This is a genomic window from Thalassotalea coralli (genome assembly GCF_055786205.1).
In genome coordinates this window covers 446,897-463,881 of the sequence record NZ_JBVVBK010000003.1, presented here as the reverse complement: position 1 = coordinate 463,881, position 16,985 = coordinate 446,897, and the positions used below count along the sequence as shown (strand labels likewise).

General features: G+C 41.1%; 15 protein-coding genes. 8 read left to right on the top strand and 7 right to left on the bottom strand.

Annotated features, from left to right (window positions below):
• Positions 1–27 precede the first annotated feature (27 nt).
• From ACOB80_RS10275 to cyaY, 5 genes are read right to left on the bottom strand one after another with little or no spacing between them, the layout of a single operon-like run.
• Positions 28–1,203 (bottom strand): heme biosynthesis HemY N-terminal domain-containing protein, encoded by a 1,176-nt coding sequence (locus ACOB80_RS10275; protein ID WP_473165728.1) that lies wholly within the window; start codon positions 1,201–1,203, stop codon positions 28–30.
• Positions 1,203–2,516, bottom strand: a complete 1,314-nt coding sequence (locus ACOB80_RS10270) for a uroporphyrinogen-III C-methyltransferase (protein ID WP_473165727.1) — start codon at positions 2,514–2,516, stop codon at positions 1,203–1,205. Before ACOB80_RS10270 ends, ACOB80_RS10275 begins: the two co-directional genes overlap by 1 nt.
• Positions 2,509–3,270, bottom strand: coding sequence for a uroporphyrinogen-III synthase (locus ACOB80_RS10265; protein WP_473165726.1), 762 nt, complete (start codon positions 3,268–3,270; stop codon positions 2,509–2,511). Before ACOB80_RS10265 ends, ACOB80_RS10270 begins: the two co-directional genes overlap by 8 nt.
• A complete protein-coding gene (gene hemC / locus ACOB80_RS10260; RefSeq protein WP_473165725.1) occupies positions 3,260–4,189 on the bottom strand; it encodes a hydroxymethylbilane synthase in 930 nt (309 codons plus the stop codon). Before hemC ends, ACOB80_RS10265 begins: the two co-directional genes overlap by 11 nt.
• Before the next feature lie 17 nt (positions 4,190–4,206).
• The gene (gene cyaY / locus ACOB80_RS10255; protein WP_473165724.1) at positions 4,207–4,524 is read right to left on the bottom strand and encodes an iron donor protein CyaY; all 318 of its coding nucleotides are present in this window, start codon (positions 4,522–4,524) and stop codon (positions 4,207–4,209) included.
• Positions 4,525–4,630: 106 nt separating this feature from the next.
• On the opposite strand from cyaY, the gene ACOB80_RS10250 reads away from it, so the two are divergent.
• The 7 genes from ACOB80_RS10250 to ACOB80_RS10220 are packed head-to-tail and all read left to right on the top strand — an operon-like array spanning position 4,631 to position 11,771.
• A complete protein-coding gene (locus ACOB80_RS10250; RefSeq protein ID WP_473165723.1) occupies positions 4,631–4,789 on the top strand; it encodes an LptM family lipoprotein in 159 nt (52 codons plus the stop codon).
• A complete protein-coding gene (lysA, locus tag ACOB80_RS10245) occupies positions 4,790–6,037 on the top strand; it encodes a diaminopimelate decarboxylase (RefSeq protein WP_473165722.1) in 1,248 nt (415 codons plus the stop codon).
• A gap of 14 nt (positions 6,038–6,051) precedes the next feature.
• A complete protein-coding gene (gene dapF, locus ACOB80_RS10240; RefSeq protein ID WP_473165721.1) occupies positions 6,052–6,882 on the top strand; it encodes a diaminopimelate epimerase in 831 nt (276 codons plus the stop codon).
• The gene (locus ACOB80_RS10235; RefSeq protein ID WP_473165720.1) at positions 6,879–7,574 is read left to right on the top strand and encodes a DUF484 family protein; all 696 of its coding nucleotides are present in this window, start codon (positions 6,879–6,881) and stop codon (positions 7,572–7,574) included. The genes dapF and ACOB80_RS10235 overlap by 4 nt, the downstream gene beginning before the upstream one ends.
• Positions 7,575–7,605: 31 nt before the next feature.
• A complete protein-coding gene (locus tag ACOB80_RS10230) occupies positions 7,606–8,319 on the top strand; it encodes an HAD-IA family hydrolase (protein ID WP_473165719.1) in 714 nt (237 codons plus the stop codon).
• Between the two features lie 16 nt (positions 8,320–8,335).
• The gene (gene uvrD / locus ACOB80_RS10225; RefSeq protein WP_473165718.1) at positions 8,336–10,510 is read left to right on the top strand and encodes a DNA helicase II; all 2,175 of its coding nucleotides are present in this window, start codon (positions 8,336–8,338) and stop codon (positions 10,508–10,510) included.
• Positions 10,511–10,526: 16 nt separating this feature from the next.
• Entirely contained in the window at positions 10,527–11,771 is a 1,245-nt protein-coding gene (locus ACOB80_RS10220) for a diguanylate cyclase (RefSeq protein WP_473165717.1), read from the top strand.
• Positions 11,772–11,813: 42 nt separating this feature from the next.
• Here the strand turns inward: ACOB80_RS10220 and ACOB80_RS10215 are convergent, their stop codons facing one another.
• Positions 11,814–13,928: a TonB-dependent receptor plug domain-containing protein gene (locus ACOB80_RS10215; protein WP_473165716.1), complete on the bottom strand. Its 2,115-nt coding sequence runs from the start codon at positions 13,926–13,928 to the stop codon at positions 11,814–11,816.
• 130 nt (positions 13,929–14,058) lie between these two features.
• Between ACOB80_RS10215 and ACOB80_RS10210 the strand changes: the two genes are divergently transcribed.
• Positions 14,059–15,966 (top strand): YfiR/HmsC family protein, encoded by a 1,908-nt coding sequence (locus tag ACOB80_RS10210; protein ID WP_473165715.1) that lies wholly within the window; start codon positions 14,059–14,061, stop codon positions 15,964–15,966.
• Positions 15,967–15,968: 2 nt separating this feature from the next.
• Here the strand turns inward: ACOB80_RS10210 and rarD are convergent, their stop codons facing one another.
• Positions 15,969–16,862, bottom strand: a complete 894-nt coding sequence (gene rarD / locus ACOB80_RS10205; RefSeq protein ID WP_473165714.1) for an EamA family transporter RarD — start codon at positions 16,860–16,862, stop codon at positions 15,969–15,971.
• Positions 16,863–16,985 lie beyond the last annotated feature (123 nt).

Genomic DNA, 16,985 nt, shown 5'->3' with positions numbered 1-16,985 from the left:
CATGTTTATGCGGTTGGTTTTAAACCGTTAACCAATAGCTTTTTGTAAAATTGTGACCGCATGCTCAGGTTTATCTTGTTGCTTTAACACTTCGGCAAATACTCGGATGTCATCAAGATCTACCTCGTCTTGTTGGAACAAGGAATTAAAGGCCTTCTCTGCCATATCCCACTGCTGAGACGCCGCGGAAAAATGAGCGAGTAAGCCCAGCCACTGAGCCGATTTAGGGTCTTTGTGTAAATGTTTTTGAATAGCGGCAATCAAAGTGTCGTTGTGTTGCAAAGGAATCGCGCGAATTGCTTTGATAAAGGAAGGGCTCGCTTGTTTTTTGATTGCCGGTAACAGAATATCTTCTAATCCTTTAGTTAACTGCTGCGCTGCTAACACTTGGCAATAAGCTAATAAAACGGTTTCGCGCTGTTTTACTTTTTTAGGTAAGTTATTCCAGTAGGTATTGAGTGCTTGTTGGTCTTCTTTGATGATTTTTTCATTAAAAGCGCCTTTAGCAGCACTAGACTCCCAGCGTTCAATTTGCTGTTCTGTTAACACCTTACTTTTTCTTGCTTTAACTAACGCTTCCATGGCGTGTAAATAACGTTGCTCAATTAAGCTAAGCTCTATGTCTTGTGCTAATAATCTATCGTCATGACCAATGTGTTTATGAAACTGATCTAACAACTCGCGCGCTTGACCATAGTTTTTCTGGGCCATATGAAGCTGCAAGGTGATAAGTAGTGACTCGATACCGCCTTCTTTGATAGAGATATCTGGTAGTTGTTCTAGATAGTGTTTAGCGTTTTCTGTGTTGTTTTGTTGCTGCGCAGCACTAGCGGCCATCAAGTAAGCGGTTTTGTCGAACTTAGTTCGCTTGGTACTATCAACTAGCAATTGTTCAGCTTGTTTAAAGTCGCCTAACGCGTACGCGGTCACACCTTGTTGGAATTGGCGAAGGCCACGACGCTGGTTTGCAAACCTAATTTTGTGCCAAGAGCCAATGCTAAAATTTAAGCCATGCTTTAATAGCTTTAAAACAAGTAACAATACAAGAAAGGCAATAATTAAGAAAAAACCAGCGGTAACTACGGTGGATTCGACTGTGTAGTCGCCCATCGCGATGAGGATATAGCCTTTCTCGCCAATAAGATAAGAACTTGCCGCGATGGAAACGATTAAAATAACAAAGAAAAATAACAAGCGTTTCATTATTGAACTCCTACATTATCTTGTTCATTTTCACTTGTGTTGGTATTCGTTTCCTCTTCTTTAATTTCTTCTTCGTTAACTGATTGAGTTTCATTCATCACTGATAACAGTGCATCGTAAGACGATAAGTTGTTAGGGAAATCAAACGCTACCGTTTCTTGTTTTAATGCTTCTATGGCTAAATAAAAGTTTTCTGTTTTTGCTTGGCTTAAATCGAAGTACTCTGTTAACCAAGCAAGTGCGGTGTCGATACTCGCTTGATATAGTTGAGGGTTTTCTTGTCGAGCTGCCCATTGAATTTTTTCTAACTGTAGCGCAAGATTTTCTTTCAAATTGCTTTGCTGTTGAGGCGTCATTAACGCTTCTACTTGGCCTGAGCGGCGTCTAACCGTAATAAAGTCTTGTAAAAAGCGTTGCCAAGTTTTCGATAAATTTTCACGCCAGTCAGCAGGATCATCCGTTAGCTCAAGATCTGGCTCTTGTTCAACAGAGTCTGGTATTTGCGCCATCGCTAATGTTAGGCCACCTATTTGGTTTGATAGTGCCATTAGCGTTAAGGTCACCTCTTCAGTCGCCAGTGTTGGCATCAACTCAAGTGCTTTAATATCGTTAGCAATTAGCTGTCTTACTGGCAAATACTTAGGATGCTTTAATTGCAGTAAACGTTGGTCAGCTTCTTTCAATAACCCAGCTGCAGCATTGGTATCTCTTTCTAACCAAATAGAGCGAATTGCGACGCGAATTAAGTATTCAGCTTCGTGTAACAACCATTCTGACGGTTGACGGCTAGTTAAGTTGTTTACTTGTGTTTGAATTTGATTAATTTGTTGCTGATTCGCGTGTAATAGCGATTGTTCAGCTTGCGCTAATTGCTCAGCATTTGCTTTTTTTTGTTCGGCAAGTAATTGCTGTTGTTGACTAATTGAACTATCGAGTTGTTGTTTCAATTGCGAGATTTGGGCTTGGTTTTGGCTTATCACATCTTGATGATACTGCTGTTGTTGCAGATGATGTAAGTAACCTGCTCCTCCTATCCCTGCTATTGCTATGATGCTAAGCAATAATGCTAACCAAGCGACAAATGAGCTCCCTGATTTTGGCTTAACGTCTGCTGTTTTTGCACTACGATGGGCTCTTGTTCTCTCTGAAGTCCCAGAAGACTTAGCTGTGCTCTTTTCTGCTGATGCAGAGCTAGTTGATGAAGAAGCTGAATCAGGTGTTTTGGATGCGCTTAAAGATGACTCAGCTTTCGCTTCGTTATCCTTGTCTGCTGATTTTGGAGATGCTTCTAATTCTGGTGTTTGTTCAGTCATTGATATGTTCCATATTCATTAGCGCTTGGCTAATGGCTTTGTTATTGGCGCCATTACTCAAAAATATTTTTCTTATGTCATACTGCTGAGCGAGTTCAGCAATGCGTTTACTAATTACTAGCCAATTAGCATGCTTTAACCAGTAGTTTTTATCATTACCTAATTGCTGAATTAGGTGCCTTAGCATTTCACCACTGGTAATAACTATGGTATTAATCTGGCTATTTAGCCAAATTTTGCTGCTATCTGCGTTAAAGTCTAGCCAATATCGTTGATAACTTTCAAGATAATTCACATTTGCATTACGACTTTTTAGGGTCTCGGCTAACGTTTCTCTGCCACCATTACCGCGAATGATGAGAATATTCTGTTCTGCCACCTGCTCATTACTGAGTTGTGATAACGCGAGCAAACCTTCGCTGTTGTGCTGTTCTGGCGCGATTGCTTCAATGCCCAGAGATAACAGTGCTTGTTGAGTCTTATTACCAACTGCCAGAATTGTTTTAGCGTTGCTACACCAGTGGGCAAGTGGTGTTATCTGATGTGCAAATTCAACAGCCGCTTTACTGACAAAAATTATGATCTTAGGAGGGTGTTGTAAAAGAATATTTTGTAACTGTTCACTACTGCCACATGCTTTGTAACTCAATAACGGTTGTTTTACAAAGTCGAGTTTGTTTGCTGCCAGTAGCTCACAAAGTTGTGTGGCAGCAGGTTCAGGCCGGGTAACGAGAACAACAGGTTTATTGTTCATAAACCTGTTTTAAAATCTCATCAGCGCCTAATGAAAGTAGCTTGTTGGCTAATGATTCACCGAGCTTCTCAGCGTTGCTTACTGAGCCTATTACTTCTTGTTCGATAATGGTTGAACCATCTGTTGCGCCTACTAAGCCACGCAAATGAATTTCTTCACCGTTAATGACAGCATAACTGCCAATTGGCACCTGACAGCCACCCTCGAGTTTTTTATTCATTGCTCTTTCTGCAAGTACGCGATGGCGTGTTTCTTGACATTCTAATGGCGCGAGTAAGGCAAGAGTTTCTTTGTCATCTAAGCGACATTCAATGCCAACAGCACCTTGACCGTTTGCCGGTAATATCACTTCTGGCTCGATAAACTGTTTAATGCGCTCTGGCATTTCTAAACGAATTAAACCAGCAGCAGCGAGAATAATCGCGTCATAATCGCCATTGTCTAACTTGGCTAAGCGAGTGTTCACGTTACCGCGTAAATCGCGAATATCTAGATCAGGGCGCATCGCTTTTAATTGACATTGGCGACGTAAACTTGAGGTGCCAACGATAGCACCCTGTGGTAAAGCGTCCAGAGAATCATGGTGGTTTGAAACAAACGCATCTCTCGGATCTTCTCTAGGACAAATGACAGACAGACCTAATCCTTCTGGAAAATCTACCGGTACATCTTTCATAGAGTGAACGGCAATATCTGCTCTATCTTCTAACATAGCGACTTCTAGTTCTTTAACAAACAGTCCCTTGCCGCCGACTTTTGCAAGCGGCGTGTCTAGAATGATATCGCCCTTAGTGGTCATGGGAACAAGTTCAACAACTATGCCTTGATGATGTTTTTCAAGTTGTGCTTTTACATACTCTGCTTGCCATAGAGCAAGCGCGCTTTTACGTGTCGCAATGCGAATTTTTGCTTGTGCCATTGAGGTACTCTGTTTTGCTATTCTGTTAATTGGATATTAGCTTCTGCTTGGTCTGATACAGCGCTAGAAATAAACTGCCAGAACTCACCGCCGCCGCGCTTATCCATCCAAACATCGTTTTCGAAGTGGAAATGATGGCCGTTGTACTTCGTTGCTACCCAAATTTCATGCAATGGTGCTTGCTTGTTAACAATGATCTTTGAGCCATTTTTAAAGGCTAACGTTAACATGCCACCAACGCCTTCATAGTCGATATCAACGCCACAATCTTCGATGGCTTCTTCTAACTGAAGAAGTAATTCATCAGCCATTAGATTGTATTGCGTGTCATTCATCTTAGTTTCCTTAAATTTTTTTGGTGAAAACCCATGATTCTATTGTATTTGATGGTCAATAGATTATAAAACGTCTATCATGGGAAAAAAATCGATTTGATCAAAAATGCGTAAACAATATTCTATCATTGTGACAGGTTTATTCAGTGTTTTTTTACTGGCAAGCTGTGGCATGCCAGGGCCTTTGTATCAGGAAGAACAAAAAGAAAATAAACAAACCGAGAATTCTACTCAAGACGCTAGCCACCAACAGGAAGAAAAGTAAGTGGATCATTTTAATCGCAAAGCAACAGCGTTATACGCAGAAGAGTGTGCTGTTGCCGATTTAGCTAATCAGTTTGGCACGCCTTTATTTATTTACTCAAGAGCGACAATAGAGCGTCATTGGCATGCCTTTAATGGTGCGGCTGGTGATAGGCCTCATCTGGTGTGTTACGCGGTAAAAGCCAATAGTAATTTGGCGGTGCTTAATATCATGGCTCGTTTAGGTTCTGGCTTTGATATCGTCTCGAAGGGTGAGTTAGCCCGCGTTATCCAAGCTGGCGGTGACCCTAAAAAAGTAGTGTTTTCTGGCGTTGGTAAAAAATCTGATGAAATTGCTTACGCGTTAGATAAAGGCATTTATTGTTTCAATGTTGAATCTGAAGCGGAACTAGATCGCATCCAACACGTGGCAGCGGAAAAAGATATGGTTGCCCCTGTATCTTTGCGTGTTAATCCAGATGTAGACGCAGGAACTCACCCTTATATTTCGACGGGATTAAAAGAGAATAAGTTCGGTGTCAGCTTCCAAGAAGCTGAAGCGATTTATCAACGAGCAGCCAACATGCCTAATGTTGCGGTTAAAGGCGTAGACTGCCATATTGGCTCTCAACTTACCGAAGTGTCGCCGTTTCTTGATGCGCTAGATCGCGTGCTTGCCTTAGTCGATAGGCTAGCAGAGCAAGGAATTAAGCTCTCTCATGTTGATGTTGGCGGTGGTTTAGGTGTTCGGTATCAAGATGAAACTCCACCGCATCCTAAAGAGTATGCAGCGGCAATTGCCGAGAAAATGGCTGATCGCGACTTAACGTTAATTTATGAGCCAGGTCGTGCCATTATGGCTAATGCTGGCATATTGGTTACTGAAGTAGAATTTCTAAAAACCAATGAAGGTCGACATTTTGCCATTGTTGATGCGGCGATGAATGATTTAATACGTCCTTCTCTTTATCAAGCGTGGCAAGAAATCATTCCTGTGACTGAACGTCAAGATACGGAAAAACAGGCATACGACATTGTTGGCCCTGTATGCGAAACAGGTGACTTTCTAGGTAAAGACAGACAGCTTGCCATCGAAGCAGGTGACTTGCTCGCTGTTCGTTCATCTGGGGCGTATGGCTTTACCATGAGTTCAAACTACAACAGTCGTCCTAGAGCTGCAGAAGTGTTAGTGGATAACGATCAAGCTTATTTAGTGCGAGAGCGTGAATCTTTAGCAAGTTTATGGCAAGGTGAAACGGTTTTACCCTAAGTGATATCAGCAGAATGTTAATGAATTTTTCGAAAATGCATGGGTTAGGCAACGACTTTTTGGTGTTGGACAATGTCACTCAAAATGTTTATTTGCCTAACGATCAAATTAAGCAACTTGCTGATCGCAATTTTGGCGTCGGCTTTGACCAATTGTTAGTGGTTGAGCCGCCTTACGATCCCGATTTAGATTTTCACTACCGAATTTTCAATGCCGACGGTAGTGAAGTGAGCCAATGTGGTAATGGTGCCCGTTGTTTTGCCAAATTTGTTAAAATGAAAGGCTTGATTGGCCGCAACAAAATTCGAGTGTCAACCCATTCAGGCAAAATGACCTTGTACATAGAGCGTGATGGCAACGTTACTGTGAATATGCCAGTGCCACAAACAGAGCCACATAAAATTCCTTTTAATGCTCAAAAAGCAGAAGGCACTTATATCTTGCGCAGTGACGAAGACACTGTGCTTTGCGGTGCTGTGTCTTTAGGTAACCCACATTGCGTAATTACGGTGGATGATATCACTACGGCACCATTAGATACCTTAGGCGCTCGACTCTCAACGCATGAGCGATTTCCACAAGGCGCTAATGTCGGCTTTATGGAGGTGGTAGCGCCTGATTACGTAAAACTACGCGTATATGAGCGTGGTGCAGCAGAAACATTAGCCTGTGGTAGTGGTGCATGTGCTGCTGTCGTTGTAGGGCAAATTCAAAAAAAATTAGCAAAACAAGTTACCGTAGAACTTCCTGGCGGAAAATTGCGCCTGTTTTGGAAAGGCCCGGGGAATCCTGTAAAAATGACCGGCCCTGCGGTGCATGTCTTTGATGGACAAATACACATATGAGTGAACAAGAACAACCCATGACAACCTTAACCTCAGACGAGGATATTTCGTTAACAGACGAAATCGTTTTAACCTACCTGCAAGACAACCCTGAATTTTTTAATCGTCAGCCTGCATTGGTGGAAAAACTTCGTATATCAGACATACAGCGCGGAACAGTGTCTTTGGTAGAACGCCAACAGCAATTATTACGAAATAAAGTAGCGACACTTGAAGAAGAAATTACACAACTCATGTCTGTTGCCAATAGCAACGAGCAATTATTTATGCTGTACAGTGATTTGTATTTGCGCCTTATTGATTGCCAGTCTTCGGAAGAGCTATTTGATTGCCTTTTTAAAGCGACAACCGAATTGCTTTCCTTAAAAGATATGAAGCTATGGTTAGCGGCGCCGAGTCAATCTGCGCATTCTATTATTGTAAATAATGACTGTAGTAACGTGCTAAAAAATAGACTGGAAGATGATAATTTCTATTTTGGTCGTCTGCAGCAAAAAGAACAGCAAGCGATATTTGACGATGTGTGTGAAGGTTCGGTCATCTTAATTAAGTTGACCCACCTTGACGATACTTTAGGCTTTTTAGCGATCAGCAGTCGTGATGCCGATCATTTTGACCCAAGAATGGATACCTTATTAATCAGTCAATTTCGCAAGCTTGTTGCTAAGCTTATCGCAAGATTAACTGCGTAAAATAAAGTTCTTCTAGATACACTGTGGTGCAATGAAATTAAGATTCTTTCGTCAATTAAAGCCGATTAAAGCGATTAGCTTTGATCTCGATGATACCTTGTATCATAACGCGCCAGTCATGCTTATTACTGACGCTAAAATGGAGGCTTATTTCGCTGAACTGTTGCCAGCTCAACATGCGCCTTACGATTATCACTTTTGGTTTGCTTTTCGTCAGCAAGCACTCGAAGCAAAGCCTGTGCTAGTGCATGATGTCGGTGCACTAAGAGAGCACAGTTACTTTTTAGGTGCTAGATTTTTGGGCATGGAAGAAAAGCAAGCGAAGCAGTTTGCGACTCAAGCATTGGCTTATTTTGTTAAGGTTCGTAGTGACTTTTCTGTACCTAGCGCAGTACATGACTTACTGACCAAGCTTGCGGAAAAGTGGCCATTATTGGCGATTTCAAATGGTAACGTCGATACTAAAGCGATTGGTTTAGATAAATACTTTTCTGTGATTTTACATGCCGGCCCTGATGGCAAACAAAAACCAGATCCAGAGATGTTTGCTAAAGCTTGTCAGCAGTTAAACATCGTCCCTCATGAGCTATTGCATGTTGGTGATTGTGGCGCAAACGATATTATCGGTGCTATTCGGTTTGGCTGTCAAAGTGCTTGGGTGTCAACTTATGATGTTGGTCGACCAATTAGCGTATTACCAACAGTAGAATTAGATGAAGTAACCGCCTTGGCGCGTTTACTGTAAAAAGAGACTTTTAGTTATGGATGTGTCCGAATTACTGGACTCGTTAAACGATAAACAGCGTGAAGCGGTAGCGGCACCTGTTCAGAATATGCTAGTACTGGCGGGAGCTGGTAGTGGTAAAACACGTGTGTTGGTGCAGAGAATTGCTTGGTTAATGCAAGTTGAAGGCGTGTCACCTCATAGTATCTTAGCGGTAACTTTTACCAATAAAGCAGCCGCAGAAATGCGCAGCCGTGTCGAACAAATCGTTGGTGGCAATGTGCACGGTATGTGGATTGGTACATTCCATGGCTTAGCCCATAGATTACTGCGCATGCACTTTCAAGAAGCTAAGCTACCGCAAAGTTTTCAGGTGTTAGATTCAGATGATCAACTGCGCTTAGTTAAGCGTGTGATTCGCTCGTTGAATTTAGATGAGAAGCGTTGGCCGGCAAAACAACTACAGTGGTATATCAACGGCAAAAAAGACGAAGGTTTAAGACCTCATCATATTGATACGCAGTTTGATCCAACAGAGCAAACTTTTGTTCAGGTTTATCAAGCGTATCAAGACGCTTGCGATTTAGCTGGCTTAGTTGATTTTGCAGAGCTTTTATTACGTGCGCATGAACTGTGGTTGAATCACCCAATATTACTCGAGCATTATCAGCAACGCTTTTCTCATGTATTAGTCGATGAATTCCAAGATACCAACGCTATCCAATATGCTTGGCTGAATATGCTGGGTAAAGAGCGCAGCCATGTCATGATAGTCGGTGATGATGACCAATCTATTTACGGCTGGCGTGGCGCCAAAATCGAAAACATACAACGTTTTCTCGATGACTTTCCGAATGCACAAACGATTCGCTTAGAACAAAACTATCGCTCTACAGGTAATATTCTTAAAGCAGCGAATAAACTGATTGGCAATAACAATAATCGTTTGGGTAAAGACTTATGGACTGAAGATGAACCCGGCGAGAAAATCTCTATATATACAGCGTTTAATGAAATAGACGAAGCACGTTATATAGCGAACCGTATTGAACAATGGCGCAAAGATAATGGCGATTTAGACGATGTAGCGATTTTGTATCGTAGCAACGCACAATCGCGTCTATTGGAAGAAGCGTTATTACAAACACAAATACCCTATCGTATTTATGGTGGCTTGCGATTCTTCGAACGCCAAGAAATTAAAGATGCGTTGGCTTATTTGCGTATTATCAATAATCGTGATGATGATGCAGCTTTTGAGCGTATTGTGAATACACCAGCAAGGGGTATTGGTAATACAACCTTATCCTTGGTAAGAGATGCAGCGCGCAGTTTACAGCTGACATTATGGCAAACGTGTCATAAATTATTGAAAGATGGTGAATTAAAAGGCAGAAGTGCTAAAGTTATTCAACAATTTGTCGATTTAATAGACCAGCTTGAAGATGACTCAGGTAATCTAGATTTAGACCAACAAGCTAATTTTGTGATAAAACAAAGTGGCTTGAAGGCAATGTATCAGGCAGAGAAGGGAGAGCGTGCAGAGGCGCGAATCGAAAACTTAAATGAACTTGTCACTGCGTGTCAGACATTTGAGCAAGAGCCTGAACTTGAAGAAGAGCAGACAAAACTTACCGCGTTTTTAACTCATGCAGCGCTAGAGTCTGGCGAAAGCCAAGCTGATGAGTATGAGAGTGCTGTGCAATTAATGACAATGCACTCAGCAAAAGGTTTAGAGTTTAAGCTAGTATTTATAGCTGGCCTTGAAGAAGGTATGTTTCCGTCACAGCAATCGATGGAAGAAGTCGGTCGTTTAGAAGAAGAGCGTCGCTTGTGCTATGTTGGTATGACGCGAGCAATGGAAAAGCTGTATTTATGTAGAGCAGAAAGCCGTCGTTTGTATGGACAAGAAAAGTACCATCCGGCAAGCCGCTTTTTGCGAGAACTACCTGAAGAATGTGTTGAAGAAATTCGCATGCAAAATCAAGTGTCTAGGCCAGCGTCGACTGGAAGGTTTGCCAATACGATTACCTTAGATACTTTTGAAGATTCAGGATTTAAGTTGGGACAATCTGTATTTCATCAAAAATTTGGTGAGGGTGTAGTCCTTAATTACGAAGGAAATGGTGCGCAAAGCAGAATTCAGGTAAATTTTGCTGAAGCAGGTAGCAAATGGCTGGTAGTCGCCTATGCTAATTTAAAGGCGTTGTAATTTTTAGAGAGCGTATATGACAAAAAAGTTGTTAGTGGTTGAAGATAGCAAAGCCATTGCTAGTGTTATTAAGCAAATTGGCAAAGCTTTGGGCTATGAGGTTTCAATCGCAGCGAGCTTAGCGGAAGTTGAAAGTATCTTGCAAGGAGGTACTAAATTTTTTGCTGCAACGATAGATTATGCGCTCCCCGACGCTGAAAATGGTGAGGCAATTGAAACTGTATTGTCTCATGGCATTCCGGGCGTTGTCATGACAGGTAAAATGGATGAAAAGACACGCGCTCAGATTCTAGCTCAGCCTGTTATCGATTATATTCCTAAAGAAAATAGCCAAGCCTTTATGTATTTGAAACGCATCTTGTATTGGCAACAGGCAAACAGTGGCACTGGTGTACTAGTTGTTGACGACTCTCGGTCAGCACGAAATCATATTGTAGAACTTCTAAAGCGTCGTAACTTTACATTATATGTGGCAGATACTGGCGAAGCTGCATTAGAAATATTGCGTAAACATGAAGACATTAAACTTGTGATTACCGATATGGAAATGCCTGGCATGGACGGTATCGAGTTAACTAACGAGATACGTAAAACCTTTAGCCGCGATAAAATGACGATTATGGGCATTTCTGGTGCTGCCAACCCTATGTTATCAGCTCGATTTATTAAAAACGGTGCGGATGATTTTCTACATAAACCTTTCTGCCCGGAAGAGTTTTACTGTCGAATGATGCAAAATATTGAAAACTTGAGCAATATTGAGCAAATTCAAAAAGCTGCGAACACAGATTATTTAACGGAATTACCAAATAGGCGTGCATTTTTTGCTGACGCGCAACAGTGTATTCTAACCTATGCTAAGAACGGTGTTTCTTATGGCCTAGCGATGATTGACATTGATTTCTTTAAGAAAATTAATGACGATTACGGTCACGACGCAGGTGACTACATTCTAAAAGTACTAGCGGCCTATATGCGCAAACACCTACCGAATGCGTTGTTAGCACGTTTTGGTGGCGAAGAGTTTGCTGTGTTGTTACCTGGTATAGATAACGATCAAATATATGCTCGACTAGACGATTTCAGAAGAGAGTTATCAGTCAATCAGCTCAAGTATGAACAACACCAGATAAACTTCACGGTTAGTATCGGTGTACTCTTTAATAGTGCGGAAAAACTAGAAGCCCAGCTAAATCAAGCTGATGCAGCACTATATCAATCTAAAGAAAATGGGCGAAACCAAATAACTGTCGTTGAGTAAACTATAGCCGAGTAAACGCTAGCCAAAAAATAAGGTACTGAGTTAAAAGGTAAACTCTGCTGATACCTGAAACCAGCGCCCAGTTTGTGGGTAAGGGTGTAACGTGCTGCCGCCTTGCTCTAGCGCGCTGTCAAACAAGTTATCAATTCTTAAATTTAACGACATGGTATCGTTATGCTTATATCTTAGGTTGGTATTCACTAGCCATCCCTGTCCTACATAGTGATAAGGATCTTGATAATTAACGCCTTCATTAGGAAACGGGTCTGTTACTTTTTGACCATCTTGTTGAATGACGATTGGTGAAAATTGCTTGCCAATGTAGCGAATTGCAAGATGTAAGTTAAAGGCTTCTGATAATGATTTGTCGGCAATGAAATTGGCCGTCCACTTAGGCACATTACTAATATTCCCTTTATGGACACCTATTTTCTCACTACTGTCTGATTGACGGTATGTAGCATTAAAACGAATATTTAATTCCGGTGTTAAGTAGCTAAATTCTTGTTCCAAACCAAAAGACGTTAATCTTCCCGCATTACTATAATTATTTTCAGTGGCGTAGTTATCGCGAAAAATAACATCATCTGAAATGTCGTAAAAAAAGTTGCTAGTGACTTGGATATTGTGCTCAGGAAATACCCACGTTGGCGATAACTGCCATGACGCAAAGTGCTCTGGCTTTAAGTTATCTGCCCCTTTGAAAGAAGCTAGGTTGGAAAAGCGATTCCAATACGTCGCATCTACGAATGCTTGTGAGTAGCTTAATTTTATATTGAGGTTTTTATTGGTGTAAATTAAACCAAGCCTAGGGCTAATCTGGTCAACATTGTCAGTTGCTTTTCGGTTTTTGTGATCATATCTGATACCAATATTAGTATGCCATTTATCGGTCAATACTCGTTTGTATTGTGCAAACAATGATGTTTGACTTTCTGACCCGTTTGGCAGCATGTTGTTATCAAAGGTATTAATCTCATAACTATTTATACCAATCGGAAATCTGTCTTTATAGACTTTGTAATATTCCAGTTGTGAGCCTAATAGTAAATCGCCCCCCCATTGTTGTTGTTCCATTGTGGCAAATAAACCATAAGACAAATCTTTCCAAGAAGGACCACCGTATGTAGGTGCATTTGGATCGATTACAACGGCTGTTTTCACTTGGTTGGTATCAAAATAGGTTCTAAACTCTGTCTTCCAATCCGCTAGCTTACCGTTGACCTTGAAATTGACATGGGTGGATTGATGACCAAATCCAGGCCCCCAGCCTTCTATTTTATCGAATCTTTCATAGGGGTAGGGTTCACCACTTAATCCTGCGGCAGAAAATGGTTCAATATAATGGGCTCTGCGTGCATTGACAAAAAGCTCGCCCCAAGGCGATTGCCAATTGAAGCCCACATCATAAGGAGACTTGTCTTTAATTCCTGAAATAATGGCGCTATTTTTTGTTTGAGGTACCGCAGCATAAACGTCTTCTGGTGCAAAGCTGTGTACTTCGCCATCTGCAGAAAAAGTATTTGCCCAAAATAACACTTGGTGGTTATCAGATTGCCAGCTAGAGACTATAGAACCGCCCTTTTGGCCATAGTTGCCTAAAGTTAACTTTACTTTGTCACCCGTTAATTCTTCTGGCTTTTTTAGAATGATATTTATCGTTGCCGTTAAAGATACATTTCCATATAGGGCGGAAGCTGGCCCTCTTAGCACTTCGATTTGTGCAACTTTATCTAGGGAAATACTATGATCAGGAGCAGCCATTGAATAACTGCGACCATTTAATCTGTGGCCGTTGATCAAGATCAGTATTTTTTGCTGAGCAGAGGTAAATATGCCTCTTGCGGCGATATTAACTTCATTTTGGTCTTCGATATTGGTAAAGCCAGGAACGTAAGTTAGTAGTAAGTCTTTGAGCGTATCGGCGCCACTTTGCTGGATCATCTGCTCTGTAATCACGGAAACAGGGACAGGCGTTTCTGCGACGGTTTCTTCAGATAAAGATGCGACGGTTACTTTAGTGTCAATAAGTTGCTGTAAAGAAAAGTTAAGAAAATCGTCCCCTGATACTTCATAATTATCAAGGGGTTCAGTAGCAAAGCTCCGCAAAGAGAATAACAATATCAGGAGACTAAATGCTACAGACTTAAAAGGCATTTATTGAGAACCACGTTTAACATATGATTTCAGACTAAACTATGGGAGATCTAAGGTCAAATTTACAGGTGATTTCTTTGAAAAAAAAACGTAAAGTAATCGAATATTAATTCAATGAGTTAGCAAGTGTATGGAGACGATAAAACGCCTAAAAATCACGTACATTGTTTTAACTATGCTTTTTGCTGTTATGTTTGGTTCGCTCTCTCATGCACAACAACTCAATAGCGAGCAAGTTAAAACGGCTTACTTATATAATTTTTTAAAGCATGTTTCTTTTGCAAACGAAGCTAATAAAGATGTTTACACAATTGGGATATATCAAGATGAAGCCTTTTTTAATATCGTCAGCAAAGAGCTTTCCCAAAGACGCGTAAAAAATAAACCTATCACCGTAATCTCAGTTCAAACGACCGCTCAAGCTAAGCAAGCTGATATGGTATTTGTTTCTGTTAATCAAGAACAAGATATCGCACTGATTGCGTCAGACTTGCGCAAAACCAATACGTTATTAGTGACTTTTAATAGTGTTGATAAGCATAACATTATGCTTAATTTGTTTTTGAATCAGGCCTCTTCAGCCATCATGTTTGAAGTTAACAAGTCTAATATCGTTTATGAAGGCATCACGATGTCAAAAGAACTCTTGTTACTTGGTGGTACAGAGATCGAAGTGGCAGAGCTTTATCGTGAAACAGAGCTGGCGATGCAAAAAATGCGTAAACGTGAGGCAGAGTTAAATAAAGATTTGCGAGAGCAAGACAGGCTATTAAAAGAAACCTCAGCTAGTTTGCAGCGACTAAATAACCAGTTATCAGAGCGCCAGCGTGTCGCAGAACAACGACAAGTAGAGTTGTTAGCATTAAAGAAAGATATCGATCGCCAAAAACAAGCCATCGAGGTAAAAGAGCAACAACTATCAGACACCATTGCTCAACTTGCGAAAGCAAAAGAAGACTTCGTCCAGCAGCAGCAATCGGTTGCTGCTAAAGAACGAGAAAATATGGATATGGAAGAACGTATTGCCTATAACCGAGATGTTATTGACAATCAAAAAGCACAAATTGACCAACAAGGCTTACAGCTTGACCAAAAAAATGTGGAGCTGGAAGAGCGTTCTGAGTTAATTAAACAACAACAGTTTTATCTTATGGTGTTAGCCATCGGGGTTGCTGTCGTCGTCTTCTTTGCGATTTTACTTATTTGGTTGTTTGTAAAGAACAAGCGCACTACGCGTAAGCTGAGTAAAACGCTGACCAACTTGAAAAGCATGCAAGATCAATTGGTGCAGTCAGAGAAACTAGCCTCGCTTGGAAAACTAACCGCAGGTGTTGCACACGAAATTAATACCCCGTTGGGTATTGCAGTAACAGCCACGAGTTCTGCGCTGGAAAGCACTAAAGAAATCAAAAACAATTTTGAGACGAATAATTTAACCAAGTCTGGCATGTCGAGATACTTTACCGCGATTGAGCAAGCAGCAGATTTAAATATGTCCTCGCTTGAACGCGTCATAGAATTGCTTAATAACTTTAAGCAGGTTGCCGCTGATCAGGTGGTAGGTGAAGAGCGCGATATAAACTTAACTAACTATATCAATGAAATTATGCGTACTTTATCGGCAGAGTTAAAACGCCATAAAGTGACTTACCAGTATCTAGGCGATACCGACATTGAAATCTCAACGATTCCTGGCGCTCTAGCGCAAGTCATTACCAACTTAGTGACCAACTCCCTTAGACATGGCTTTGAAGGCAAAGATAAGGGCCTCATTTCCATCGAAGTGCATAAGCACCCGCTAAATGTTGAAATCGTTTACTCTGACGATGGTATAGGAATGGAGCAAGAGGTGTTGCGAAATATTTTTGAACCATTCTTCACCACAAAGCGAAACAGTGGCGGTACTGGTTTAGGCATGAATATCGTGTTTAACATTATCAGTCAGAAGCTTCAGGGTGATATTGCTATCGATAGCCAGCCAAACCAAGGTGCAAAATTCACCTTAACCTTGCCTTACGCCATCGATAACAAGTCTTAATATTAACCTTTTGCTTTGCTGTGTTGGTGATATCGATAAGAGTCCCAGCTATAGAGCATGAGTGCAGTCCAAATAAAAGCGAAAGTGATCAGCTTTTCTATGACAATATCTTCGTTATAGGCCCATGTTGCCAAGAAAAACATAAATGTTGGACCTATGTATTGAAAAAAGCCTAATGTCGCTAAGTTTAAGCGTTTAGTGGCAGCAGTGAAGCAAAGTAAAGGTGCTGTAGTCACGATACCTGCAAACATAAGTAACACGTTAGTATTTATCGTGTTGTTCAACAGGTTGCTAGTATCGGTTTGTAAATGAAAAACCCAAAAATAAAGGGCAACAGGCAGCATCAGTAAAGACTCAACAAGCAGCGCACACAAAGAATCGATTGAAACTTGTTTACGCAATAAACCATAAATGGCAAAAGAGCCTGCAAGTGCCAGCGAGACGATAGGCAGCTTACCTAATGCTATTACTTGAACCGCAACGCCTACTAATGCGAGCAATACCGCCAGCTGTTGCCACTTCCTTAATCTTTCTCCTAAGAAAATCATGGCTAAAGCTACGGTAAACAAAGGGTTAATGTAATAACCTAAGCTTGCATCCAACAGAAGATCATTATTAACAGCCCAAATAAACATAAACCAATTAAACGCTAAGAAGCAGGCGCTAAGAGCAAGACGAGCCACTAATTTTTTATCTGCCACTATGGCAACAAAGGTTTTCCACTTTTTAGAAACGACTATGATCAAGCCAAGAAAAAGACAAGACCAAATAATACGGTGAACCATGATTTCACTCGCGCTGGCAAAATCGACGAGTTTAAAATATACGGGGGCTATACCCCACATAAAATAAGCGGCAAAAGCATTCGCAGCGCCCTTGCGTTGTTCTTGTATCATGGCTTTTGATGGTTAGCGAGAAAGGGCGCATGTTAGCATGATTAGCTGACTTTAGATAATGACCACACATTAAAAGAAAAAGTTATTTTTCTGTGGCCATTGCGGTAAAATGCACGCCTATTT

What these genes read in the sequence shown, in the direction of transcription:
- ACOB80_RS10275 (WP_473165728.1), bottom strand. Translation starts at nt 1,203, where the DNA reads ATGAAACGCTTGTTATTTTTCTTTGTTATTTTAATCGTTTCCATCGCG.
- ACOB80_RS10270 (WP_473165727.1), bottom strand. Translation starts at nt 2,516, where the DNA reads ATGACTGAACAAACACCAGAATTAGAAGCATCTCCAAAATCAGCAGAC.
- ACOB80_RS10265 (WP_473165726.1), bottom strand. Translation starts at nt 3,270, where the DNA reads ATGAACAATAAACCTGTTGTTCTCGTTACCCGGCCTGAACCTGCTGCC.
- hemC (WP_473165725.1), bottom strand. Translation starts at nt 4,189, where the DNA reads ATGGCACAAGCAAAAATTCGCATTGCGACACGTAAAAGCGCGCTTGCT.
- cyaY (WP_473165724.1), bottom strand. Translation starts at nt 4,524, where the DNA reads ATGAATGACACGCAATACAATCTAATGGCTGATGAATTACTTCTTCAG.
- ACOB80_RS10250 (WP_473165723.1), top strand. Translation starts at nt 4,631, where the DNA reads ATGCGTAAACAATATTCTATCATTGTGACAGGTTTATTCAGTGTTTTT.
- dapF (WP_473165721.1), top strand. Translation starts at nt 6,052, where the DNA reads ATGTTAATGAATTTTTCGAAAATGCATGGGTTAGGCAACGACTTTTTG.
- ACOB80_RS10235 (WP_473165720.1), top strand. Translation starts at nt 6,879, where the DNA reads ATGAGTGAACAAGAACAACCCATGACAACCTTAACCTCAGACGAGGAT.
- ACOB80_RS10230 (WP_473165719.1), top strand. Translation starts at nt 7,606, where the DNA reads ATGAAATTAAGATTCTTTCGTCAATTAAAGCCGATTAAAGCGATTAGC.
- uvrD (WP_473165718.1), top strand. Translation starts at nt 8,336, where the DNA reads ATGGATGTGTCCGAATTACTGGACTCGTTAAACGATAAACAGCGTGAA.
- ACOB80_RS10220 (WP_473165717.1), top strand. Translation starts at nt 10,527, where the DNA reads ATGACAAAAAAGTTGTTAGTGGTTGAAGATAGCAAAGCCATTGCTAGT.
- ACOB80_RS10215 (WP_473165716.1), bottom strand. Translation starts at nt 13,928, where the DNA reads ATGCCTTTTAAGTCTGTAGCATTTAGTCTCCTGATATTGTTATTCTCT.
- ACOB80_RS10210 (WP_473165715.1), top strand. Translation starts at nt 14,059, where the DNA reads ATGGAGACGATAAAACGCCTAAAAATCACGTACATTGTTTTAACTATG.
- rarD (WP_473165714.1), bottom strand. Translation starts at nt 16,862, where the DNA reads ATGATACAAGAACAACGCAAGGGCGCTGCGAATGCTTTTGCCGCTTAT.